The following is a 23368-nucleotide window of genomic DNA, read 5'->3' as shown; positions in this document are numbered from 1 at the left end:
CGGCCGTATCGGCGGGAGTAGAAACCCGATGCTCGTTGTACAGCTGGTTGAAGGGGGCCTTGAACTGGCTGGACTTGGCGTCCACCGCGAATTCGTTCATCACCGCGTAGTTCATGACCAGCGGCAAGCCGTAGATAAAGCCTTCCTCGGCGATCGCCTTGGTCTGCTCCAGACTTGGCGCGGCCACGCCCTTGGCCACATCCGCCTTGTCGGCCTGTGCGATCGGATCGTTCTTGCCCGCACACCCCGCGAAAAGCGTTGAACCCACGACGACGACCGCCGCAGCCATGGTCCAGCCCCTGTTAGACATCCTGTTCATTTTCACCTCGTTGGTTTTGTGCAAGCTGGCGTCGTGAGTGTTCATGTCCAAGGTTAAATACCAGGCATGACACTTGAAGCACTCTTGGATTTTTCTCAGTAGCGCCAAGTCATGTTGGCGGTCAGGGCTTGAATCCAGGCGTTGTCGAACTCGCCTGATACACGATCGCCAGACAGCGTTTTTTGCTGATCGACTGACATGTCCCCCATCCACACCGTGACCCAACTGAAATTCACGTCCGTCTCTTTATTCAGCGAATAAGTAAAGCCTGTGGCGAAGCGCCAGGCGGCGCCCATGGGCACGGTGAGCGTACGATCACCATCGGACACCGCGGAGGTGTCATAGGCGATACCGAAATCCCAGATCCAGTCCTGGTTCATCTGGTATTGAGCGCCAAGCGCCAATTGATACGTGTCTTTGTAATGCGCATCGATCGAGGCGGCCCGCGAACCGGCTCTGGAAGTGTCTACGTCAATGCCGATGTCGCCGAATTTCGACCAATCCTGCCAATTGACTGTGGCCAGAACAGCCCATTGCGAATCCAGTTGCTGGTACAGGCTGAGGGTCGCCGTTTGCGGCACTTTCAGGTCGATCTTGGTGTTGAGGTTGTTGAGGCGGCTCACCAACGGAGCACTGCTGTGCACATCCAGACGATCCTCGAAATCGAGGTCTACCTGACTGGTGTAAGCCAGGCCAATCCGGGTGCCGGGCTGTGGGGCATAGATCACGCCTGCGTTGGCGCCGTAACCCCATGTGCTGTCCCGGTATTTGTATTGGCCGTCACCCCGTTGTGTCAGTCCGAGCGGCGCCTGATCGATGGCGGCTTCGCTCTTGAGCATCCCGTACATGGCTTTGAGTCCGACGCCGACGGACCATTGATCGTTGAAGCGATAGGCGACACTGGGTACCAGTGACAGTCCCGCAATGCTCGCGTTCTGCACGAAATAACGGCCGGACCAGTCGTTGTCATAGTTTTCAGCGAGGCCGAAATCGCCATAGGAGCCAAAACCGACGGACCACCGATCATCCAGTTGATGGCTGATGAAGAAACTGCCACCCGGTATGGGATCGAGCGCGTTACCGCTGCCGGTGCCCGGCGTATTGGTTTCACTGTCCCGATCGAACGATAAATCACCAAAAAGAACCTGAGCGCCAGCGGAGATCTGTGTTCCGCTGAGGTAACTCAAGCCTGCGGGGTTGCTGGCGATGGTCGAAGGGCCTTGTGCCCGGGCCGCTGCACCGGCATTGGCCAGTCCGACGTTGTCGGTGGCGGTTTCGTACAACATCAGGCCACCGGCAACACTGCGGCCACAGGTCAAGAGTGTCAGCGCACCAAGAACAGTAATCGACAACACACTTTTATTTAATGGCATGAAATCCCTCTCTATCAGATCACTCAGTCTATATTGCTTGCATCGCCCCAAGGCCAGGGCATCGTCTTTTTCTCGTGTGGACTTCTTGAGTGTCTGCGCGGAACTCCACCCGCAGGTGCAACTAATCGCCAACCTCATGAACAGCACAAAAAACCGAAGATCAGCTTTGCAATCAGCCGGTTGTTGCGTTCACTTTACGGCAATCATCAGAAAGGCATCTTGCATTTTCGGACAGTGCGCGCGGTATCGCGGTGGTATGGAAATTGGCGAATCACCCCTCAATGGAGACTACTCCAGTCCATTTCTCCAATGCTGTGGCGACGTATTGGTCCACGTTTTGAATGCACGGGAGAAGGCGTTTGGATCCTGGTATTGAAGGGTCTGAGAGATTGTGGATATCGGCAAATCCGTATCTTTCAAGAGCTGCCGCGCGAAGTTGCTTCTGGAGTCGGTGATCAGTTCTTTAAGATGAGTACCTTCCGCATCCAGCCGGCGTCGCAACGTTCTTTCATTCAATGAAAATTCACTGGCGATGTGCCTGGAGTTTGCCTGGCCTTTCAATAATAGAGCGTATGCCTGGCTCTTTATCTGTTCTGAAATCGTCAAAGGTGACGTGGCGGTCGAAATAGCCAGTTTAAGCTGATGGTGTAAGCGTGGGTTCGCCGTACATTGAATTTGCCGAAGTTGCTGATTGTTTATTACCAGTCCGGAGATACTTGCGTTGAACTGAATGTTACAGCGAAATTTTCTGGCGTACGGGGTGATATCGGATGGCTTGCGATATGAAAACTGCACACGAACCGGCGTCCAGTTAGCACCTAACAATGTCCGCAACATTTGCAGGCCAACCATGATGGCAGTGTCGACAAGTAATGATTGATTGGGCAGGTCGTGGCGATAAATGACATATCCCAACAAACTATGTTGGCCTGCCAAGGGCAGAAGGAGAGGGGTCGCGCCACGATCATAGAGGTTTGCATGTCCGACCAGATCGATCAATGCATCGCCTGGTGTATTCGCCAGACGCATAAGCTGGCCCACCGGCCCCAACTTATCCAGTGTAAAACGCTCGCCTATCAGTAAGCCAATGTGGGGGCAATCTGTGTGTTCGAATGCAGCCTTGAACAGGTGAGCGGCGTCCATATAGGTGACGTGCCGTTCTTCATTGACGAACTGCTCTAAACTCAGGCCTGCTTTCTGGAATACCCTCTGCGACGATCCACCTATAAAATCAACCACTTCCGGGAGGCTGCGAAATGGACTCGTGTTGATTTCTCCTGGGCCACTCATTTTTAAACGCGATTGTTTTTTTGGCATATTCGTTCGAAATCCTTCTCTCTGACCTTTAGATAGTATCTCAGAGCCATCACCTCGAATACTTCAGGTTGCTGCAATCACCAAGGTCGTCGCCCATTGTTCTTTTCGAAAACCGACCTGTGCATGTCGGTAACAAGCAAGTTGTCGTTTTCGGCCATTCCCTACCCAAAACGCTACCTTATTGCCCACTGCCAATGAGTAGAGCGGTTGACCCCATCTCCTTCGCTTTTAACCTTCCCCCTTGCGACCATCGAGATAGAGACATCGGAGTGTCGTTTTTTGAACGCATGGAAGGATCCATTGAAGTCAGGTGTGAGTTTTGCAGGTAAATACAGATAGCTCGCCCGACGAGCAATAAAAAGAGCCTGCGCCTGAGGCCGTTTACCCGCTTTGTGTGAGGAGATACTGCGATGACGACGTTCAACTCCGGGGCCCAACCCCAGAACCGTGCGCCTCAATCCATCGGCTTTCTGCTGCTGGACAATTTCACGCTGATTTCCCTGGCGTCCGCAGTGGAACCCCTGCGCATGGCGAATCAGTTATCCGGCCGCGAGCTGTATCGCTGGACCACGCTCACCGTCGATGGCGGTCAAGTCTGGGCCAGTGACGGTCTGCAGATCACACCTGACGCCGCCATGCACAAAGCACCGCCGCTCGACATTGTGATTGTCTGTGGCGGGATCGGTATTCAACGCACGGTGACCCGCGCACACGTGTCCTGGCTGCAGAGTCAGGCCCGCCAGTCCAAACGCTTGGGCGCGGTGTGCACCGGCAGCTGGGCGCTGGCCGGTGCCGGCCTGCTGGACGGGTTCGATTGCAGTGTGCACTGGGAATGCCTGGCGGCGATGCAGGAAGCCTTTCCTCGGGTGACCATGAGCACCCGGCTGTTCACCCTCGACCGGAACCGCTTCACCAGCTCCGGCGGCACCGCGCCGCTGGACATGATGCTGCACCTGATCAGCCGCGATCACGGGCGTGAATTGTCGGCCGCCATCTCGGAAATGTTCGTCTACGAACGCATTCGCAACGAGCAGGATCACCAACGCGTACCACTCAAACACATGCTCGGCACCAACCAGCCGAAGTTGCAGGAAATCGTCGCGCTGATGGATGCCAACCTTGAAGAGCCGATCGACCTCGACGAACTGGCGGTGTACGTCGCCGTTTCGCGACGTCAGCTGGAGCGGCTATTCCAGAAGTACCTGCACTGCTCACCGTCGCGCTATTACCTGAAGCTGCGCCTGATCCGCGCCCGGCAATTGCTCAAGCAAACGCCGATGTCGATCATTGAAGTGGCGTCGGTCTGTGGTTTCGTATCCACGCCGCACTTCTCCAAGTGCTACCGCGAGTACTACGGCATTCCGCCGCGTGACGAGCGCGTAGGGTCCAACACCACCCAGCAAGTGGCGATGACGCCGCTGCCGCAAGCGCTGGTGCTGTCGCCGTTGTCCGGACCGTTGTCGGCGCTGAGCCAGGCGCGCAATGAGTCGACGTTTGCCAGCGTTAGGCTTTAAACCGAGAAGCCATTAAAAGATCGCAGCCTTCGGCAGCTCCTACACCGACGGTACATCCGTGCAGTCGAAGTCATACGCAAATCCGTAGGAGCTGCCGCAGGCTGCGATCTTTTGGGGCAGCCAACGCTTAACTGACTGGCATTAGGGGAGTACCTGGTCGACTCCAGATACTCCCCATGGTTCTTAATGTTTTGAATTGCTCTCGATGAACTTCTCGTAAAACATCTGGAATTTTTCGATTCGCTGCTCGATGAACCAGGTCTTGACCGCTTCCACCATTGGCGGAGGGCCGCACAGGTAAATATCGAATGGATCGGCCTCAAACGCATTGCGGTCAAAGTGATCGGGAATCCATCCGGTTTTCCCTTTCCACTGCTCTGATGGCTTCGACACGATGAGGTGGTAGTCGAAATCCACGATACGTTCGCGATAGTCCGCCAGTCGTTGGGTTTCGCACAGGTCATTGTCCTGGGTGACACCATAGAACAGTTGGATCGGCTGCCCACAGCCACCTTTTTCTGCAATGTTATCCAGCATCCCGAGGAAAGCCGACAGGCCGGTTCCTCCTGCGACCAGCACCAGAGGCTTGGTCACCTGGCGTAGATAAAAGCTACCCAAAGGGGCTTCGAACTCGATGAATTGACCGGGTTGGCAGTGCTCACGAATGAAGTTGCTCATCACGCCATCTGGCAGGAGGCGGATGAGAAATTGAAGCTGGTTAGTGGGATTGGGTCGGTTGGCAAAAGAATAGGAGCGCCACTCACTGGTTCCAGGTACATGCAGTCGTGCGTATTGCCCCGGAAGAAAATCCAGTTGCAGCGGGCTGGCGCTAGCGTCGATATGAAGGATCGCGGTAGTGGCTGAAATCTGCTCCACACGGGTAATCACCGCTTGCAACAATTGAGTTGCCCCAGCGTTGCACAAGCTCGAATCGAAATCGAAATAGAACGACGCATCCGATTGCACTCGAGTCTGGCAAGAGAGCATCTTGCGTTGCGCCAGATCGTGTTCGGACAACGCCTCGTCATCGACATAATCTTGCGTGTATTGACCTGATTCGCAGCGCCCCTGACAGGTGCCGCAGACACCTTCGCGACAGTCCAGCGGGAGGTTCACGCCATTGCGCAGCGCAGCGTCGAGCAACAACTCGTTTGGCTTGACCTCGAAGAACGAGGTCTTGCCGTCGGCGAAGCTGAAAGCGACTTTATGGTTCATGACAGCGTGCTCCACGGGTCACAGGTGATAGAAATCAAGCACTGAGTTGATGGTGTCGTTGAGCAACACGATGTGCTTGCGAGTGATCTTCCAGCTGTCTGCGACCGCTTTAAGGTGGTAAGTCACATGGCCGTAGAACTGCTCGGACAACCCCTGTCGGGTATACAGGGTGACCCAGGCTGCCTTGACCTCGAGCAAGCCGTTATCGAGCTCCCTGATTCGTACATTGCTGATCTGATGCAGGGTGCGCGGCATCGGGTTAGACGCCGCCGATTTACCCGTGCGCAGACGAAACACCCGGTCTTCAAGGCCAGAGCGGTTCGAGTAGTAAATCAGCGACATGCCGCGCTTGGGGTCGGTGGTGTACACATGCTCCGACTCCCATTGCGGCAGGTGGAATTCACTCTGCTCATCGAAGAGGGCGATGTAGGCATCCCAATCCTGCTGATCGCACAGCTCGGATTTACGGTAGAGGAACTGCTCGACGGAATGTTGTAGTGCGCTCATTTCACACCTCCTTCAACTTCATGGCTTTTTGTTCCAGACCTTGCAGAAGGAAACGCTGCCAGGAACCGTGCTGATTGATGTAGAGCCCCTCATGGGTGAACTCGGTGCCGGTCAGTACCGGGTTGATGCCCAGGACCTCGCTGTTGGGAGTGGGGCCTTCGACCCATTTTTCACTGCCGCGGGACACCTCGTTCCAGCGCTCAAGGCGTGCCTGGAAGCCGCGCTGGGCTTCACGAAACTCCACCAGGTCGTCGGGGGTTCCCATGCCTGAAACGTTGAAGAAGTCTTCGAACTGGCGAATGCGGTTTTCCCGGTCCGCGTCGGACTCACCTTTGACGCCGATGCACTGGCTGGTGATTTCTGTCTTGTTCCAGGCTACCGGACGCACGATACGCAGCTGCGAGCTGATCTGATCCATGAAGAACAGGCTTGGGTAGATGTTGAGGTTGCGCAGACGGTGCATCATCCACTCAGCCTGCTGCTGGCCGTATTCCTCCACCAGGCGTGGCATGACGCTGGCATAACCGGCGCGCACGGTCGGGTTGGGCATGTCGCTGAACAAGAGGCTGTGGCCATTCTTGAACGAGAACCAGCCGTCGTCGGTTTCGGCATCGCCGGCGCCCAGTTTGCTGTAGTCCAGCGTGTCGGAGCCGCCGCCATTGGCGGCATTGACTTGCTGGCGATGTTGCACCGTGGAGACGTAGTTGTAGTGCACGGTGCTGACGTGATAGCCATCCAGACCGTTTTCGTGCTGCAGTTTCCAGTTGCCGTCGTAGCTGTAGGTCGACTTGCCGGGCAGTATTTCCAACTCGCCGGTAGGAGACTGGGCGACCATCATGTCGAAGAATATTTTGGCATCGCCGAGGTAGTTTTCCAGCGAGTCGCTGCCATTGACGTCCAGGCTGATGAACACGAAGCCCTTGTAGCTTTCGATTCGGGCTTTCTTCAGGCCGCGGGTAGCCTTGTCGAAGCCTTCCGGGTATTCGCCCGGGGCCTTGACCTTGACCAGGCGGCCGTCACTTTTGTAACACCAGGCGTGGAACGGGCAGGTGAAGGTGGACTGGTTGCCTTTGCTGACGCGAGTCAGCGTCGCGCCCCGATGCTGACAAGCGTTGATCAGCGCGTGAAGCTGATTATTGCCGTCGCGGGTGATGATCATGGGCTGACGACCCGCACGCATCGTCAGGAAATTATTGGGGTTGGCGATTTCACTCTCGTGGCAGGCGTAGATCCAGTTCTTTTCGAAGATCAGTTCCATCTCTAGGTCGAACAGTTCCGGCTCTGTGAACATGTCGCGGGCAATGCGGTAAATGCCTTCGGCCGGACGGAAATCCAGGCAGCCCTGGATGTATTCTTGCCACTGCGCAATGCTTCTCGAGTTGTTCATCAGGTACACCCTTTTGTAGTTTTTAGGCTCCCGCCGATTGAAAGCCTTTTTGTGGGGTGCATCTATCCGGATTCGAGACGATATCTATCCGCTTTTGAGGGGGTACGGCTCGCTCTTTATGGGACATTCATGCGGTGCATCATGCTGCAAGAAGTTATTTCTGGAAGTGCCTTCGAAGGCGGTTGAGCGAAGTCGAAGGCATTTACTATTTTTAGATAAAAACATAATCATGATGTTTACACTGTATGTTCGTGGTCATTGATTGCCGGTCATGGCCAACATTTGCGATCCGCGTCCTACCAAAGGACAATGTCGTAGGTAAGGTAGACCCGGTTGCTGTCACGCCCCCGGGAAAAATCCGAGCGGTAGACATAGTTGCGAAGGCGCACGCCCAGGCCGCTGAAAGAACCTCCTTGAACGACGTAAGCCAGCTCGGTATCACGCTCCCATTCCTTGACGGTGGTATCGGATTTACCGTCATTGCCGCTTAGGTAGCGCGTGGAAAAGGTCAGACCAGGCACGCCTGCGGCCGCGAAGTTGTAGCCGTAATTAAGCATCCAGGTCTTCTCGTCTTCCTCAATGAATTTGCCAATGCCAGCGTTACTGAATGAATAGACGGTAGCACCACTGATGAAGGGTAAGCCTGCATCGCCGCTAAGGGTCTGATAGCCACCCCCCATCGTATGGCCCGCGATGGCATACGATAGTTGGCCACTGAGCATGTCGTTGTCGATTTTGCCGTCGAAGGCAGATCCAGTATCAGCGCTATGGAAGTAGCGCAAGTCACTGGTGAGCACTCCACCGGCCAAGGGCAGGTCGTGTTGGATGCCTGCGAAGTTCTGGCGGTAGAAGTTATCGAGTTCGCCATAGAAATAGCTCAGGCGGATGTCCTTGCCCAATTTATATTCGGCACCGGCGTAACTGAAATCTCCTGATTTATCCCCACTGAAACCGTCAGGTACGATCGGCACACTGTCGGTAGAATCCCGGAGTTTGAAACGGTCCAGGTATCCTCCGGTGACGGTAAGGTTTTCTATGTCGCTGCTGCTTATTTGGGTGCCTTGATAGGTCTGTGGCAACAATCGCGCATCGTTGTAAATCAGCACAGGGGTCTTGGGCAGCAAGGTGCCGTATTTGACGGTGGTCTTGGCAAGCCGTGCTTTTGCTGTAACACCGGCACTGGCAAACTCGTCGGCCGCCCGACCGTCATCATGAACCGGCAATAGTCCGGTACCGCTACGGCCACGGCCTGAGTCGAGCTTGACCCCAAGCAGGCCAAGGGCATCAATGCCAAACCCCATCGTCCCTTGTGTAAATCCTGACTGATAGTCCAGCAAGAATCCTTGAGCCCACTCAGTTCGCTCACTTTTTGCGGTTCTCGCTGCTCGTGCGCTCATGCCGTGCTCGTCACGAAAGTTTTCGTTGAAATACACATTTCGTAGTTGCAGTTTAAGTTTGCTGTCATCGATAAAGCCTTCGGCGCTGGCACCGGCCATTGGCAACAAACCTAAAACGCAAAACAAAGCCTGACGGGAATGCAAAAAACTCATGGCAAATTACTCATTGTTGTTTTTTAGAGTGCAGGACAGCGCGTGCCTCGCTAGTGAGGCTCGTTGGAAGACGGCATAAGGTTTGGGTGAATCAGGTAAACAGGCTGATTGCCCCGGTTAACAAGGCCAGTGCAGTAACCACCAGGGAGGTGAGCACCGCCCATTTGACGGTGGCTTTCTGGAAGTCGCCAATATCGCGGTCGACCATTCCCACCAGCAACAAAGTAGAAGCGACCAGTGGGCTCATCAGGTGTACAGGCTGTCCGAGAATAGACGCCCGGGCGATCTCGACGGGATCGATGCCGTAAGCTGCGGCCGCATTGGCCAGGATCGGCAATACGCCAAAATAGTAGGCGTCGTTGGACAGTACGAAGGTCAGCGGCATGCTGGTGATCGCAACGACCAGTGGGAACAGATGCCCCCAGGACGGCGGAATCCAGTCGACGAGGGTTTGGGCCAAGGCGTCGACCATTTTTGTACCAGAAAAAATCCCGGCAAAAATCCCGGCCGCAAACACCAGCAACACGACGGTCATGGCGTTGCCCGAATGGGCAAGGATGCGTTCTTTCTGAATATCCAATTGTGGATAGTTGATCATCAGCGCCAGAACGAAGCCGATCAGGAACAGAATCGCGGAGTGCATCAGCCCCGTCACGAGAGCCGCCATCACTGCGGCTACGAGTAGCAGGTTGATGTACGCAAGCTTGGGACGCTTGTGCGGTGTGTCCTCAAGAATCGCCTCGATGTAGCAATCGCCGCCACCACTTTGCAGCTGAACATTGCCGATACGCTTGCGCTCGGCACGGCCCAGCAAGAACGCGGTAAAGACTACCCACATCGCACCACCAATCATGGTCGGTAGCAAAGGCACGAAGTATTCACCTGCATCCAGGCCCAATGCCGCGATCGCGCGAGTCGCGGGGCCGCCCCATGGCGTCATGCCACTCATAATGCTGAGAGACAACATAGCGATGGTCGCTAATATCATCGGGTTCATGCCGATGCGCTTGTACAGCGGCAGCATTGCCGCGCAAGTAATCATGTAAGTGGTTGTGCCGTCGCCGTCCAAAGCTACAAGCAAGGAGAGGAGGGCAGTGCCGACAGCGATCTTCATTGGGTCGCCATTGACTCGCTTCAAAATCTTGCGAATCAGTGGATCGAACAAACCGGCGTCGATCATCAAGCCAAAGAACAGGATTGCGAACAAAAGAAGTGCAGCTGAAGGGGCGACCATTTTCAGGCCGTCGAGCATCATCTTGCCGGTGGTGCCGCCAAATCCGCCAATGACGGCGAATACGATGGGCACAACAGTCAGTGCGACGATGGGCGACAAACGCTTGGTCATTATGAGGAAGGTGAATACGACCACCATGGCCAAGCCAAGGAAAGCGAGCATAGAACGATTCTCTTGTTGTTATCGTTAGAGTGGCTGACGCCGAGGCACACGATCCCCAACCCGCCAAGCGACACGATCAGCGGTGCCTGGCGGGTGGGTTTTGAGTAAAGTCAGGAGTAGGAACTATCCGATCTTGGCGTTCTTGGCGACGTTCAGGTCTTCCCAGGATTCTTTCCTGGCCAGCGCCTCAGCCGGAACAGGTTTTCCGTCCAGGGCCTGTATCAGCGTTTCCCGGTTGCAAGCGTTTTCCGAGATAGAGATCACGACGGTTGCCACAGCATTGCTGGCCAGGCTGGTCAGTGCACGTGCCTCAGACATGAAACGATCGATGCCAATCAGCAAGGCCAAGCCGGCCAACGGAATGTCGTGCATCACGGTCAGCGTAGATGCCAGTGCGACAAAACCGCTGCCGGTAACCCCAGCGGCTCCTTTTGAGGACAAGAGCATGATCGCCAACATGGTGATGGTCTGGGTGAGGGTGAGGTCGATGTTGCAGGCTTGGGCAATGAAAATGGCGGCCAGCGACAGATAGATGGCAGTGCCATCCAGGTTGAACGAATAACCCGTCGGCAGCACCAGCCCCACCACGCCTTTTTTGCAACCCAAGGCTTCGAGTTTCTCCAGCATGCGTGGCATCACAGGTTCAGTGGAAGAAGTCCCCAGCACCACCAGAAACTCTTCACGGAAGTATCGCAACAGCTTCCAGAGACTGAAGCCATTAGCGCGACAAATGCTTCCCAGCACCACGAAAACAAAGAAACCGCAGGCGATGTACAACGTCATGATCAATTTCGCCAGCGAACCAAGCGAAGTGATGCCGTACTGCCCTACCGTAAACGCCAACGCGCCGAAAGCGCCGATGGGTGCAAAACGCATCAGGTAAGAGAAAATCTTGAACACCATGTGCGACGCTGCTTCAAGAACGTCAAGTACCGGCTTGCCACGCTCGCCAAGCGAGGACAGGGCAAAGCCAGACAACACCGCAATGAACAGCACCGGCAGTACTTCACCCTTGCTGAATGCACCGATAAAGGTATCGGGGATGATGTGCATGAAAAACTCGACCACCCCAAGCTGCGCAGCCGACTCGGTGTATTGAGTCAATCCCTTAGTGCTCAACTGACTCGGATCAATGTTCATGCCGGCGCCAGGCTTGAACACATAGACCGCGACCAGGCCGATGATCAGGCTGATCACCGTCAACCCAAGAAACAGCAACATGGTCTTGCTGAGCAAGCGACCGAGTGAACGCTTGTCACTCATCCCGGCAATGCCAGTGACGATGGTGCAGAACACGACAGGTGCAATCATCATCTTGATCAGCTTGATGAAGGCATCACCGAGCGGCTTGAGAGCGATAGCTTGCTGAGCCCAGAAATGCCCGACGATTACGCCCAGCAGGACAGCGCAGAGGATCTGGAAATAGAGCGATTTAACAACTTTCATGGCATCACCCATTTTTAGAATTGTGCTGATGCAAAAATGCCAACGACTACCGGGTCTATCCGGCAAGTCGCGCAGAGGCGGTGGCGTAAACGTAACCGGCGAATAGCCTGCGTGCCGTGCGTACGACTGAGGCGCGAATGGTCTCACCCTTGGCACCGGTGTAGGACAACACGACGTCAATTGCGCCGCCTGGATGCTCGATTCGAACGTTTTCCAGGCGAGGGGTGCTGATTCCACCCAGCATCTGCGCGACTACGCTGCCTTCAGTGACGCAAGCGGTGGCCAGGCCGATAGAGCCAGTAATGGCAAGGGCACGGTGGCAGTTGTGTGGCATGAAGTAACGAACCTGGATCGTGCCACCGGCTTTGGCCGGTGATACCAATACGGGTTTGGGAATGACCTTGTCGCTGACATCACCCAGGCCCATTGCGAAGCCTGCTTGAAGTCGCAGCGACTCGAGGCGCCGCAAAAACTCCTTGTCGGCGTCCAGTTCGGCCGGGCTTTCATCTCCACGTTTGCCCAACTGGCCAGCTTCGACAAGAAGCATTGGCATTGCCATGTCGATGCAGGTCACAGGAACGTTATCGATCACATCCTGTGTGTTGCCTGTAGGGAATAGTTTGCCGGTCTTGCTACCGGCGGCATCGAGGAAGGTCAGTTGCACCGGTGCAGCGGTACCCGGCACGCCGTCGATTGCAGTCTCTCCCTCGTAACTGACCTTGCCATCCGGGGTCTGCACCTCGGAATTCACAAATGTCCCAGTGTTCAAATTGCGAATGCGCACGCGAGTACGTTCGCGGGACGCCTTGACCAGGCCCTGTTCAATAGCAAATGGACCCACGGCGCACAGCATGTTGCCGCAGTTGGGAGCGGTGTCCACCCGACGTTGTGAAACCATCACTTGTACGAACAGATAATCGACATCCGCATCCGGGTGCAACGAAGGGCTGACAATGGCTACTTTGCTGGTTTGCGGGCTGCCGCCGCCGATGCCATCGATTTCCAGTTCATGACCTGAGCCCATCAGGTTGAGCAGCAGCTCGTCACGGGCTTCGATGGCTACAGGTAAATCCCAAGCGAGAAATACCGGGCCTTTGGAGGTACCGCCACGCATTAGCACACAGGGAATTCTTTGCATGACACAGACTCTTGTTGATCAATCGGGGTAATTGATGTTCTTGAGGCAAGAGTGTCAGGCTTTAAAAAATGTTTCCAATGCAAATATCGGCGCTATTATTGCGTTTTACGAATGATTAAAGTGAGGTAGATTGCTATCCATCCTCGTTGCTGGCGTGACAAAAAATGGACTATGAGCTTAATGACATACGATCTTTCGTGAAGATTGCCGAACTGGGCAGTTTTCACGAAGCGGCTGATGCCCTGCATCTGTCTCAGCCAGCCTTGAGTCGGCGAATCAAAAAGCTGGAAGAAGGGTTGGGAACCTCATTGCTCGATCGCACAACGCGCAAGGTCAGCCTGACCAGCGTAGGTAGGGATTTCCTGCCTAAGGCACGGCGATTACTGGACGATTTCGATGAGTCGATTCTCAATATCCGCGAGCTCGCGGAACGTCAAATTGGCAGGGTGACCCTGGCGTGTATTCCGACTGCCGCATTCTACTTTCTGCCTTCGGTGATCCGCCTGTACAACGAGCGCTATCCTAAAATTCGAATCCGACTGCTGGACCTTAGTGCGAATGAAGGCCTTGAGGCAGTCCTGCGGGGCGAAGCCGATTTCGGCATCAATATGATGAGCGGCCAGCACCCGGATATCGAGTTCGTGCCATTAGTGAATGAACCTTTTGTGTTGGCCTGCAGGCGCGATCATGAGTTGGCTGAACGTAGCTCGGTGACCTGGTCTGAACTCAGCGATTATCGTCTTATCGGCGTGGGTCGCCTGAGCGGAAACCGTATGCTGCTGGATCACGCTTTATCAGGCTTGAGTTGGCGCCCACAGTGGTTCTACGAGGTACAGCACTTGTCTACTTCTCTGGGACTGGTAGAGGCTGGGCTAGGCGTATCGGCGATGCCCAGTCTGGCAATGCCTGCCGGGGATCACCCAACGCTGGTAAGTGTCCCTTTGATAGAGCCTGTGGTGAATCGATCGTTGGGATTGGTTTACCGCCGGGGGGCATCACTATCCCCCGCAGCGGAGAAGTTCGTTTCAATACTGCTCGAACAATGGCCGCAATGAGGGATCGGCGGTTTTTATGGCAAGCGTCGTCGAGCAGACTTCACTGGTGAGTGGATGGGCTTCACCCTCCCATCAACCCCGTCCTGTCAATGGCCGGGGTTAACGGGGGAAGGGCTGGGCAGGTTTTACTCGACAGCCTTGACCATGTCTTCGATGACCTTCTTGGCGTCGCCGAACACCATCATGGTCTTGTCCAGGTAGAACAGCTCGTTGTCCAGGCCGGCATAGCCGCTGGCCATCGAGCGCTTGTTGACGATGATGGTCTTGGCCTTGAACGCCTCGAGGATCGGCATGCCGGCAATCGGCGATTTCGGATCGTTCTTCGCCGCCGGGTTGACCACGTCGTTGGCCCCCAGCACCAGCACCACGTCGGCCTGGCCGAACTCGGAGTTGATGTCGTCCATCTCGAACACCTGGTCGTAAGGCACTTCGGCCTCGGCCAGCAACACGTTCATGTGGCCGGGCATGCGACCGGCCACCGGGTGGATCGCGTACTTCACGGTCACGCCGCGGTGGGTCAGCTTCTCGGTCAGTTCCTTCAGCGCATGCTGGGCCCGCGCCACCGCCAGGCCGTAGCCCGGCACGATGATCACGGTGTCGGCGTTGGTCAGCAGGAAGGTCGCGTCGTCGGCCGAGCCGGATTTCACCGGACGGGCTTCTTTCGCACCGGCCGGGCCGGCCGCCTCCGCGGTGTTGCCGAAGCCACCGAGCAGCACGTTAAAGAAGGAGCGGTTCATCGCCTTGCACATGATGTACGAGAGGATCGCACCGCTTGAGCCGACCAAGGAACCGGCGATGATCAGCATCGAGTTGTTCAGCGAGAAGCCGATGCCCGCCGCGGCCCAGCCGGAGTAGCTGTTGAGCATCGACACGACCACGGGCATGTCGGCGCCACCGATCGGGATGATGATCAGCACGCCGAGCACGAAGGCCAGGGCCAGCATCACGGCGAAGGCGGTGTAGTCGCCGGTGAGCATGAAGGTCACGCCCAGGCCCAGGGTGGCCAGGCCCAGCAGCAGGTTCAGCTTGTGCTGGCCGCTGAACTGGACCGGTGCGCCCTGGAACAGGCGGAATTTGTACTTGCCGGCCAGCTTGCCGAAGGCGATGACCGAACCAGAGAAGGTGATCGCACCGATGGCGGCCCCGAGGAACAGCTCCAGGCGGTTACCGGCCGGGATTGCGTCGCCGAGTTGCGCAACGATGCCCAGCGACTGCGGCTCGACCACGGCAGCCACGGCGATGAACACCGCGGCCAGGCCGATCATGCTGTGCATGAAGGCGACCAGTTCGGGCATCTTGGTCATTTCCACGCGCTTGGCCATGATCGAACCGGCCGTGCCGCCGATCAGCAGGCCGACGATCACGTAGACGATACCGTCGTGTGCGAGCTCGGCGCCCAGCTTGTAGATCAGGCCCACCGTGGTGAGGATCGCCAGGCCCATGCCGAGCATGCCGAACAGGTTGCCGCGGCGCGACGTGGTGGGGTGCGAGAGGCCCTTGAGCGCCTGGATGAAGCACACCGAGGCGATCAGATACAGGGAAGTAACCAGGTTCATGCTCATGCTCATGCTTGCTGCACCTCGGCCTTGACAGCTTCGGCCTTGGCAGCCGGCGCTTTGGTCGCTTTTTTCTTGAACATTTCCAGCATGCGCCGGGTCACCAGGAAGCCACCAAACACGTTGACCGCGGCCAGGGCCACGGCCAGGGTGCCCATGGTCTTGCCCAGCGGGGTCACGGTGAGGGCGGCGGCGAGCATGGCGCCGACGATGACGATGGCCGAGATGGCGTTGGTCACCGCCATCAGTGGCGTGTGCAGGGCCGGTGTCACGTTCCAGACCACGTGGTAGCCGACATAGATCGCCAGCACGAAGATGATCAGGTTGTAGATACCGTGAGAGATCAGCATGTCTTCCATTGTTTTTATCCTCAGCCGTTCTTGCGCACGATCTGGCCGTCGCGGCACATCAGGCACGCGGCGACGATATCGTCTTCCAGGTTGATCACCAGTTGTCCGTCTTTATCGAACAACAGTTTCATGAAGTCCAGCAGGTTGCGGGCGTACAGCGCCGAAGCATCGGCCGCCACGGCGCTGGCCAGGTTGGTCGGGCCCACGATGGTCACGCCATGTGCGACGACCACCTGATCGGCCACGGTCAGCGGGCAGTTGCCGCCCTGAGCGGCGGCGAGGTCGATGACCACCGAGCCCGGTTTCATCTGGGCCACGGTTTCTGCACTCAACAGGGTCGGTGCCTTGCGGCCGGGAATCAGCGCGGTGGTGATGACGATGTCCGCCTGTTTGGCGCGTTCGTGCACGGCCGCGGCCTGGCGCTGCATCCAGCTGGCCGGCATCGGGCGGGCGTAACCGCCGACACCGACGGCGCACTCACGCTCTTCATCGGTCTCGTACGGCACGTCGACGAACTTGGCGCCGAGGGATTCGATCTGCTCTTTCACCGCAGGCCGCACGTCGGACGCTTCGATCACCGCCCCCAGGCGTTTGGCGGTGGCGATGGCCTGCAGTCCGGCCACGCCGGCACCGAGGATCAGCACGCGCGCCGCTTTCACGGTGCCCGCGGCGGTCATCAGCATCGGCATGAAGCGCGGGTAGTGGTGCGCGGCCAGCAACACGGCTTTATAGCCGGCGATGTTGGCTTGCGAGGACAGCACGTCCAGGCTTTGCGCGCGGGAGGTGCGCGGCGCCGCCTCGAGGGCAAAGGCGGTAATCCCGCACTCGGCCAGCTTGGCGATGGTTTCGTTGCTGAACGGGTTGAGCATGCCCACCACTATGGTGCCGCTCTTAATCAGCGCGAGCTCACTGTCGCTGGGGGCGACGACTTTGAGAATCAGCTCTGCACCAAACGCATCGTTGGCGCTGCCAATGCTTGCGCCTGCCGCCGCATAGGCACTGTCGACAACGCTGGCATTAATGCCGGCGCCGCTTTGTACAGTGACCTTATGGCCCTGGCCGATCAGCTTCTTGATGGTTTCCGGGGTTGCAGCAACCCGTGTTTCACCGGTCTGGGTTTCGAGAGGAACACCAATGTGCACGTCAAATCTCCTGCGTGATCTTGTTGAGTAAACCCATGCACTGCGGATGAATGGGGGTGGCAGGGAAGGCCGATCAGCACGATTGCGCCAATTTGGAACGATCAATCATTCGAACACTGGCAAAAGTCGATTCGTTGCGTGCCTGGTCCAGGGCTGTCAGCGGTCTGGTCGATGACTGTTGCGCAGTCGCAAGCGTTGCCGGCAGGCGACTCATTTCAGCGCCGGAACGCTCGTCGCTCGGTGGAACACCGAAGTACTCGCGATAGCATTTGGAAAAGTGCGGTGTGGACACGAAACCGCAGACATACGCCAACTCAATGATCGACAGTGATGTTTGCTTGAGCAGTTGTCGCGCTCGAACAAGACGTAACCTCATGTAGTAGCGTGACGGCGTACAGTGCAGGTATTTCTGAAATAGCCGCTCTAGCTGTCGACGTGACAGATCAACGTATTGTGCAAGGTTATCCAGGTCGAGCGGTTCCTCGAGGTTGGCCTCCATCAACGCAACGATCTCCTGCAGCTTGGGCTGGTGAGTTCCCAACACGTGCTTGAGCGGAACGCGCTGATGGTCCTGTTCGTTGCGGATGCGCTCGTAGACAAACATCTCAGAGATGGCAGCCGATAATTCACGACCATGATCGCGACCGATCAGATGCAACATCATGTCCATAGGGGCCGTTCCGCCGGAGCTTGTGAAGCGGTTTCGGTCAAGGGTGAACAGACTCGAACTGAGCCTGACTCGCGGAAAAGCTTCTTGCATGGCGGCCAGAAACTCCCAGTGCACACTGCACTCATAGCCGTCGAGCAGCCCGGCCTTGGCCAGTGCCCAACTGCCCGTGCACACGCCTCCCAGCCGTCTGGATTTACGCGCAAGGGCTTGCAGCCAGGTAATGTGCTCGCGGGTAATCACGTTCTGGATTCCAACACCACCGCACACGATTACAGTGTCCGCCACCAACGGATTGCTCCACGAAGCATCCGGAGTGATCGGCACGCCATCACTGGCCCAGACAGCCTCTCCACCGGGGCTGAACGTATGCCAGCGATACAGCTCTTGTCCCGACAACTGATTGGCCATGCGCAGGGGCTCTACGGCTGACGCCAGGGAAATCAGCGTGAATTTATCCAGCAGCAGAAAACCAACTGATTTTGTAGGGGTACCGTCGGACACGGTGGAGCTCGATGACATCGTAGTCATGTCCTCACGAGGAGCGATTAGGCCCGAGACACAGGCGCTTGCAATACCCCCGGCCTTGGGGCACGGGGGTATCAGGATCGGCGCAGATACCGCCCTGGTTTCAGCCCACCGACGTCGCCCTTGCATCCCGCGCAGGCTGACGCGATGTGACAAGACCGATAAAGGAAATCGCCAGCGCCAGGCCAATGGTCGAGCTCACTTCGCTACGGTGTTCCGGGGTGATCATCATCACCGCCAACGCTGCGCAAATGAACGCGATCACCAGCCAGGTGAGCCACGGGAACAGCCACATGCGAAAGGCCAGTTCGACATTCTGCCGACGTAGCATCCGGCGCATCCGCAGCTGCGACACCGCAATGGCCAGGTACACCAGCAAGGCAATCGCACCGGAGCTGGCCAGCAGGAAGTCAAACAGCCCGGCGGGCATGAAGTAGCTCCATACGGTGATCGCTGCGCCCAGCACGGTGCTGGCGATGACGGCTGCCCGCGGCACGCCTTCGGAGGAGGTCGCCTTCAGCGCCTTCGGTGCATCGCCCCGACGGCCCAGCGAGTACAGCATGCGCGAGGCAATGTAGATCGAGGAGTTCATGCAACTGGCCACGGCGATCAGTACTACTACGTCCACCATGAACTTGGCGTGGGGAATGTTCATGATTTCCAGTGCCCGCTGGTAGGAGCCTACCGAGGCCAACAGCGGATCGTTCCAGGGCACCACGGAGATGACCACGAAAATCGACAACAGGTAGAACACACCGATGCGCCAGATCACCGAACGCGTGGCCTTGGCAATGTTCTGCGACGGGTTGTCGGATTCGGCGGCGGCGATGGTGACCGCTTCAGTACCAATGAAGCTGAACATGATGGTGATGAAGGCGCCGACTACCGCCGACAGGCCGTTGGGGGCGAACCCGCCATGTTCGGCCATCAGCCCGCTCAGTCCGCTGACTTCCCGATCGGGCACCCAGCCCATCAGCACGGCAAAACCCACGCCGATGAAACCGATGATCGCCACCACCTTGGCCATCGCGAACCAGAACTCGAATTCACCGTACTTGGAGACACTGAACAGATTGGTGATCACCAATGCAATGATCGACACCAGGGCGAACAGCCAGGCATCGATCTGAGGAAACCACTGGTTCAACACATGGCCCGCGGCCAGTGCTTCGATAGGGATCACCAGCACCCAGAACCACCAGTAGAGCCAACCGATGGTGAAGCCCGCCCAACGTCCAATGGCCTGATCGGCATAGGTGGAGAACGAACCGGTGTCCGGGTTGGCCACCGCCATCTCACCGAGCATGCGCATGACCAGAACGACGAGCAGGCCGGAGAACAGATAGGCCAGCAGGACGGCCGGGCCGGCAGCTGCAATGGCATGTCCTGAACCAACGAACAAACCGGCGCCGATGATACCGGCGATTGACAGCATTGTGACGTGACGAGGCTTGAAGCCCTGCGCCAATTGGCCATTCGAATCCTTGGAGCTCGGGCTGATCATTTTTTTTACTCTTTGGCGATCGACATTCAAGCGTTCTGAGTGAGGGGGGAAGCGATCATGGGGGCTTGCTGTTGCCCCTCCTGAAAGCAACAGTCCTCAACGCTACTGTTCTATAAACTCTGTCACCGCGATGTGGCCACCGCACTGAAAAGTTGCGCCACCTTACCCGGCTTGTCCGACAATCCAGATACCTGATCGCGCCACCTCCGTGCCTGATATCGACACGGGAAACTTTGCACTCGCCGTTGAGGCCGGGGGTTTGGCAGGCGCGTGCGACCAAGGAAAAATTCACGTTATCGAAGTATTGAATGCCGATGTCGCTTCTGAAGGAGATCGTTTCGCTGCCGCAACTGACCTGAATCTGCGCCATCGCAGCCATTAAAAAAAGCAGCCCTTTGGCACCGATAACATCGTTTCTCGGCGGCGCTGCATTTCACTATATTGGCCACCAGATCCGGTGAGTGACTCAACATTCGCCACCCTCAGTGCGAGTAGTCTTTATGAATAAAAAACCAGACAACGCAGGGTTTGTTAATGCCGGTGCGGGAACCCGTGCCGTGTGGGGCGGGGAGCAGGTCAGGCATCCCTACAACGCCACTCAAACGCCCATCGTGGTCAGTGCCGCCTATGGTTACGACGACATCGATGTCTGGTACGACGTTGCGTTGGGCAAGGCCCCCGGCTTTATCTACAGCCGCATGAGCAACCCGACGGTCGAGACCCTCGAGGCAAAGATTCGCGAGTTGGAGCTGGCCGAATCGGCCGTGGCTTTCAGCAGCGGGATGGCGGCGATCAGCAGCGTGCTCTACACCTTCCTGGCCCATGGCGATCGGGTGGTCTCGACCAGGGACAGCTATGGCGGCACCAACAAGATTTTCGAAGAGTTCCTGCCGCGCACCGGCGTGAACGTGACCTTGTGCGAGACGTTCGATCACGAAGAAATCGAACGCGAAATCACCAAAGGTTGCCAATTGGTGTATCTGGAAACGCCAACCAACCCGACGCTGAAAGTTCTCGATATCGAGCGTCTGGTGGCTGCGGCCAAGCGCGTCGGTGCCATTGTGGTGGCGGATAATACCTTCGCCACGCCATTGAATCAGAACCCGCTGGCGCTGGGTGTGGACGTGGTCATTCACAGTGCCACCAAGTTTCTCAGCGGCCACGGCGACGTGCTTGGCGGCCTGGTGTGCGGTAGTGAATCACTGATGGCCAAGGTGCGTCATTACCGGGAAATCAACGGTGCGACGCTCGACCCGTTCTCCGCCTACATGATCATTCGCGGCATGAAAACCCTGGTGCTGCGCATGCGTCAGCAGCAACGCAGTGCCCGTGCACTGGCCGAGTACCTCTGCGTCGAACCCTTGGTGGAGTCGGTCAATTATCCCGGTTTGCCCGGCCATCCGAATCATGCGGTGGCGTGCGCGCAAATGTCCGGCTTCGGTGCAATCGTCAGTTTTGTCGTGGTGGGCGGCATGGACACGGTCAAGGTGCTCTTGCCACGACTGCGATTCGCCCACTGTGCGGGCAATCTCGGTGCGGTGGAAACCATCTACGGTCCGGCCCGCACCACCAGCCATGTCGAGAACACGCTGGAGGAACGCCTGGCCCTGGGTATTTCCGAAGGGCTGGTGCGGATCTCTGTCGGCATCGAAGACACCGACGATCTGCTCGACGACCTGAAACAGGCGTTCGCATTTGTCCGGGAGACGGGCAACGCACCTGCACCATCAAACACGCAATTTTCAATAAATGAAAGTTGCGCCGAAGTTGCAAGCTGAAGCGTTAGCGTTAAACCTCACTGCAAGGATGTGAGTGGGGCGTTCATGAAGTGGAATAATAATAAAACTTAGTGGCGATCTGTTTTTTCTCTGCCCAGTCAGTCATCGCAGACGTTAATCCGCGCCCTAATAACTTTCATGAGAGCAACCATGTCCATAAAAGAAGAACAACTTCACTCGCGTTCCGGTTTTAAACAGGAAATGCAAACACGGCATATCGTCATGTTGGCATTAGGTGGCGTCATCGGTACCGGGCTGTTTCTCACGTCTGGATATACGGTCAACCAAGCCGGTCCCCTGGGTGCGGTGATCGCCTACATCATCGGCGCGCTCATGGTTTACATGGTGATGATGTGCCTGGGCGAACTGGCGGTACAGATGCCGGAAACCGGTTCGTTCAGTACCTATGCCACCCGCTTTCTGGGGCCTGGTACCGGGTATACCGTCGCATGGCTGTATTGGCTGACCTGGACGGTGGCCATCGGTTCTGAATTCACCGCCGCCGGTATCTTGATGGTGCGTTGGTTCCCGGATACACCTGTATGGATCTGGAGTGCGTTGTTTGCAGGTCTGGTGTTTCTGACCAATGTGATTTCGGTGCGTTTGTTCGCTGAGACCGAGTTCTGGTTGTCTCTGGTTAAAGTGGTGACCGTCATTGTGTTTTTGATGATTGGCGGTGGCGCGATTCTCGGTTTGCTGCACATCGATCAGAGCCACAGCATCGGGTTGAGCAACTTCACTCGCGAAGGACTTTTTCCTACCGGCGTCATGCCGATCGCCATGACGTTATTGGCGGTGTCTTTTGCGTTCTCCGGTACTGAGTTGATCGGTATTGCCGCCGGGGAAACCAAGGACCCGCAACGCAACGTGCCGCGTGCCATCCGCACGACGGTGCTGCGCCTGGCGATCTTTTTCGTGGGGACCATTTTTGTCCTGGCGACGCTGTTGCCCCGTGAGCAGGCCGGCCTGGTAGAGAGTCCATTCGTGACTGTGTTCACCTACATCGGGATTCCCTATTCGGCAGACATCATGAACTTCGTGATCATCAGTGCCTTGCTGTCGGCCGCCAACTCCGGTTTGTATGCCGCGTCACGGATGATCTGGACGCTGAGTGACCAGGGTCACCTGCCCAAGCAATTCTCGGCACTGACGCGTATGGGCACGCCGCTCAACGCGATTATCATCAGCATGGCGGGCGGGGCTGCCTCGTTGCTCAGCAGTGTGTTTGCCGCCGACACCATCTATCTGGCACTGGTGTCGATCTCCGGATTGGCGGTGGTAGTGGTCTGGATGAGCATCGCTGCGAGCCAGATTGCTTTCCGTCGTCACTATGTGGCCAACGGCGGTGACATCCGCGACTTGAAATTCCGTGTCCGGGGTTATCCATGGGTGCCGTTGGGAGCGCTGGTCTGCTGCAGTCTGGCGTGTGTCGGGATTGCGTTCGATCCGGAACAGCGAGTGGCGTTGTACTTCGGTTTGCCCTTCATCGCCTGGTGCTATTTCGTGTATTACATTACCCGCAAAAGCCGCGAGCGACGCTTGTCGGTTGCCCCCTTGGCACAACCGTCCGATGCGTTCTAGTCAGCGTCGACGGGATGGGCAAGCGTGCTCGGTGGAGGGGGCGTC

The 23368-nt window shown here is 57.0% G+C and carries 19 protein-coding genes and 1 pseudogene; 5 read left to right on the top strand and 15 right to left on the bottom strand.

Annotated elements, in window-relative coordinates; genetic code table 11:
- The 3 genes and pseudogenes from KGA81_RS28370 to KGA81_RS28360 form a co-directional block, all read right to left on the bottom strand.
- Positions 1–310 (bottom strand): annotated as a pseudogene (locus KGA81_RS28370) (cell envelope protein); the annotation flags it as partial.
- 104 nt (positions 311–414) lie between these two features.
- Entirely contained in the window at positions 415–1692 is a 1278-nt protein-coding gene (locus tag KGA81_RS28365) for an OmpP1/FadL family transporter (RefSeq protein ID WP_223550697.1), read from the bottom strand.
- Between the two features lie 288 nt (positions 1693–1980).
- Positions 1981–3009: an AraC family transcriptional regulator gene (locus KGA81_RS28360; RefSeq protein ID WP_223550695.1), complete on the bottom strand. Its 1029-nt coding sequence runs from the start codon at positions 3007–3009 to the stop codon at positions 1981–1983.
- 410 nt (positions 3010–3419) lie between these two features.
- Between KGA81_RS28360 and KGA81_RS28355 the strand changes: the two genes are divergently transcribed.
- Complete coding sequence (locus tag KGA81_RS28355; RefSeq protein ID WP_218429108.1) at positions 3420–4523, top strand: GlxA family transcriptional regulator; 1104 nt, start codon at positions 3420–3422, stop codon at positions 4521–4523.
- Between the two features lie 183 nt (positions 4524–4706).
- Here KGA81_RS28355 and antC read toward each other — a convergent pair whose 3' ends face one another.
- The 7 genes from antC to KGA81_RS28320 all read right to left on the bottom strand — a co-directional run bounded on the left by antC (position 4707) and on the right by KGA81_RS28320 (position 13162).
- The gene (gene antC / locus KGA81_RS28350) at positions 4707–5738 is read right to left on the bottom strand and encodes an anthranilate 1,2-dioxygenase electron transfer component AntC (RefSeq protein WP_223550693.1); all 1032 of its coding nucleotides are present in this window, start codon (positions 5736–5738) and stop codon (positions 4707–4709) included.
- A gap of 18 nt (positions 5739–5756) precedes the next feature.
- Positions 5757–6245, bottom strand: a complete 489-nt coding sequence (gene antB / locus KGA81_RS28345) for an anthranilate 1,2-dioxygenase small subunit (RefSeq protein ID WP_223550691.1) — start codon at positions 6243–6245, stop codon at positions 5757–5759.
- Between the two features lies 1 nt (position 6246).
- Positions 6247–7632: an anthranilate 1,2-dioxygenase large subunit gene (antA, locus tag KGA81_RS28340; protein WP_223550689.1), complete on the bottom strand. Its 1386-nt coding sequence runs from the start codon at positions 7630–7632 to the stop codon at positions 6247–6249.
- 296 nt (positions 7633–7928) lie between these two features.
- The gene (locus KGA81_RS28335) at positions 7929–9182 is read right to left on the bottom strand and encodes an OprD family porin (protein ID WP_223550687.1); all 1254 of its coding nucleotides are present in this window, start codon (positions 9180–9182) and stop codon (positions 7929–7931) included.
- A 91-nt stretch (positions 9183–9273) separates the two neighbouring features.
- On the bottom strand, positions 9274–10578 hold the full coding sequence (locus KGA81_RS28330) for a CitMHS family transporter (RefSeq protein WP_223550685.1): 1305 nt from the start codon (positions 10576–10578) through the stop codon (positions 9274–9276).
- A gap of 123 nt (positions 10579–10701) precedes the next feature.
- Entirely contained in the window at positions 10702–12036 is a 1335-nt protein-coding gene (locus KGA81_RS28325; RefSeq protein WP_317850833.1) for a dicarboxylate/amino acid:cation symporter, read from the bottom strand.
- Between the two features lie 43 nt (positions 12037–12079).
- Positions 12080–13162 carry a 4-oxalomesaconate tautomerase gene (locus KGA81_RS28320; RefSeq protein ID WP_223550680.1) on the bottom strand — a complete coding sequence of 361 codons (1083 nt, stop codon included), beginning with the start codon at positions 13160–13162 and terminating at the stop codon, positions 12080–12082.
- 164 nt (positions 13163–13326) lie between these two features.
- Between KGA81_RS28320 and KGA81_RS28315 the strand changes: the two genes are divergently transcribed.
- Positions 13327–14217, top strand: a complete 891-nt coding sequence (locus KGA81_RS28315; protein WP_095946308.1) for a LysR family transcriptional regulator — start codon at positions 13327–13329, stop codon at positions 14215–14217.
- Between the two features lie 125 nt (positions 14218–14342).
- Here the strand turns inward: KGA81_RS28315 and KGA81_RS28310 are convergent, their stop codons facing one another.
- The 5 genes from KGA81_RS28310 to gabP all read right to left on the bottom strand — a co-directional run bounded on the left by KGA81_RS28310 (position 14343) and on the right by gabP (position 19964).
- On the bottom strand, positions 14343–15779 hold the full coding sequence (locus KGA81_RS28310) for an NAD(P)(+) transhydrogenase (Re/Si-specific) subunit beta (protein WP_223550701.1): 1437 nt from the start codon (positions 15777–15779) through the stop codon (positions 14343–14345).
- Between the two features lie 2 nt (positions 15780–15781).
- Complete coding sequence (locus KGA81_RS28305; RefSeq protein WP_223550678.1) at positions 15782–16132, bottom strand: NAD(P) transhydrogenase subunit alpha; 351 nt, start codon at positions 16130–16132, stop codon at positions 15782–15784.
- Between the two features lie 11 nt (positions 16133–16143).
- Positions 16144–17265, bottom strand: a complete 1122-nt coding sequence (locus tag KGA81_RS28300; RefSeq protein WP_223550675.1) for a Re/Si-specific NAD(P)(+) transhydrogenase subunit alpha — start codon at positions 17263–17265, stop codon at positions 16144–16146.
- 73 nt (positions 17266–17338) lie between these two features.
- Positions 17339–18454 (bottom strand): GlxA family transcriptional regulator, encoded by a 1116-nt coding sequence (locus KGA81_RS28295; protein WP_411736580.1) that lies wholly within the window; start codon positions 18452–18454, stop codon positions 17339–17341.
- Positions 18455–18563: 109 nt separating this feature from the next.
- Positions 18564–19964 (bottom strand): GABA permease, encoded by a 1401-nt coding sequence (gene gabP / locus KGA81_RS28290; protein ID WP_223550671.1) that lies wholly within the window; start codon positions 19962–19964, stop codon positions 18564–18566.
- Between the two features lie 208 nt (positions 19965–20172).
- On the opposite strand from gabP, the gene KGA81_RS28285 reads away from it, so the two are divergent.
- The 3 genes from KGA81_RS28285 (at position 20173) to KGA81_RS28275 (ending at position 23323) form a co-directional block, all read left to right on the top strand.
- Positions 20173–20346 (top strand): hypothetical protein, encoded by a 174-nt coding sequence (locus KGA81_RS28285; RefSeq protein WP_223550669.1) that lies wholly within the window; start codon positions 20173–20175, stop codon positions 20344–20346.
- A gap of 118 nt (positions 20347–20464) precedes the next feature.
- Positions 20465–21742 carry a cystathionine gamma-synthase family protein gene (locus KGA81_RS28280; RefSeq protein WP_223550667.1) on the top strand — a complete coding sequence of 426 codons (1278 nt, stop codon included), beginning with the start codon at positions 20465–20467 and terminating at the stop codon, positions 21740–21742.
- Between the two features lie 150 nt (positions 21743–21892).
- Positions 21893–23323 carry an amino acid permease gene (locus KGA81_RS28275; RefSeq protein WP_223550664.1) on the top strand — a complete coding sequence of 477 codons (1431 nt, stop codon included), beginning with the start codon at positions 21893–21895 and terminating at the stop codon, positions 23321–23323.
- The last annotated feature ends 45 nt before the right edge of the window (positions 23324–23368 follow it).

The organism is Pseudomonas sp. A-B-19 (assembly GCF_019947515.1).
In the GTDB taxonomy this organism is placed as follows: domain Bacteria; phylum Pseudomonadota; class Gammaproteobacteria; order Pseudomonadales; family Pseudomonadaceae; genus Aquipseudomonas.
The sequence above is the reverse complement of the archived record's forward strand: the minus strand, read 5'-3'. Positions and strand labels throughout refer to the sequence as shown.

Excerpts from the sequence above, each read along its gene's own strand:
- KGA81_RS28325 (WP_317850833.1), bottom strand. The coding sequence starts at position 12,036 with ATGGGTGATGCCATGAAAGTTGTTAAATCGCTCTATTTCCAGATCCTC.
- KGA81_RS28275 (WP_223550664.1), top strand. The coding sequence starts at position 21,893 with ATGTCCATAAAAGAAGAACAACTTCACTCGCGTTCCGGTTTTAAACAG.
- KGA81_RS28295 (WP_411736580.1), bottom strand. The coding sequence starts at position 18,454 with ATGTCATCGAGCTCCACCGTGTCCGACGGTACCCCTACAAAATCAGTT.
- KGA81_RS28330 (WP_223550685.1), bottom strand. The coding sequence starts at position 10,578 with ATGCTCGCTTTCCTTGGCTTGGCCATGGTGGTCGTATTCACCTTCCTC.
- KGA81_RS28355 (WP_218429108.1), top strand. The coding sequence starts at position 3,420 with ATGACGACGTTCAACTCCGGGGCCCAACCCCAGAACCGTGCGCCTCAA.
- antB (WP_223550691.1), bottom strand. The coding sequence starts at position 6,245 with ATGAGCGCACTACAACATTCCGTCGAGCAGTTCCTCTACCGTAAATCC.
- KGA81_RS28360 (WP_223550695.1), bottom strand. The coding sequence starts at position 3,009 with ATGCCAAAAAAACAATCGCGTTTAAAAATGAGTGGCCCAGGAGAAATC.
- KGA81_RS28365 (WP_223550697.1), bottom strand. The coding sequence starts at position 1,692 with ATGCCATTAAATAAAAGTGTGTTGTCGATTACTGTTCTTGGTGCGCTG.
- KGA81_RS28310 (WP_223550701.1), bottom strand. The coding sequence starts at position 15,779 with ATGAGCATGAACCTGGTTACTTCCCTGTATCTGATCGCCTCGGTGTGC.
- KGA81_RS28305 (WP_223550678.1), bottom strand. The coding sequence starts at position 16,132 with ATGGAAGACATGCTGATCTCTCACGGTATCTACAACCTGATCATCTTC.
- KGA81_RS28335 (WP_223550687.1), bottom strand. The coding sequence starts at position 9,182 with ATGAGTTTTTTGCATTCCCGTCAGGCTTTGTTTTGCGTTTTAGGTTTG.
- KGA81_RS28280 (WP_223550667.1), top strand. The coding sequence starts at position 20,465 with ATGAATAAAAAACCAGACAACGCAGGGTTTGTTAATGCCGGTGCGGGA.
- KGA81_RS28315 (WP_095946308.1), top strand. The coding sequence starts at position 13,327 with ATGGACTATGAGCTTAATGACATACGATCTTTCGTGAAGATTGCCGAA.
- gabP (WP_223550671.1), bottom strand. The coding sequence starts at position 19,964 with ATGATCAGCCCGAGCTCCAAGGATTCGAATGGCCAATTGGCGCAGGGC.
- antC (WP_223550693.1), bottom strand. The coding sequence starts at position 5,738 with ATGAACCATAAAGTCGCTTTCAGCTTCGCCGACGGCAAGACCTCGTTC.
- KGA81_RS28320 (WP_223550680.1), bottom strand. The coding sequence starts at position 13,162 with ATGCAAAGAATTCCCTGTGTGCTAATGCGTGGCGGTACCTCCAAAGGC.
- antA (WP_223550689.1), bottom strand. The coding sequence starts at position 7,632 with ATGAACAACTCGAGAAGCATTGCGCAGTGGCAAGAATACATCCAGGGC.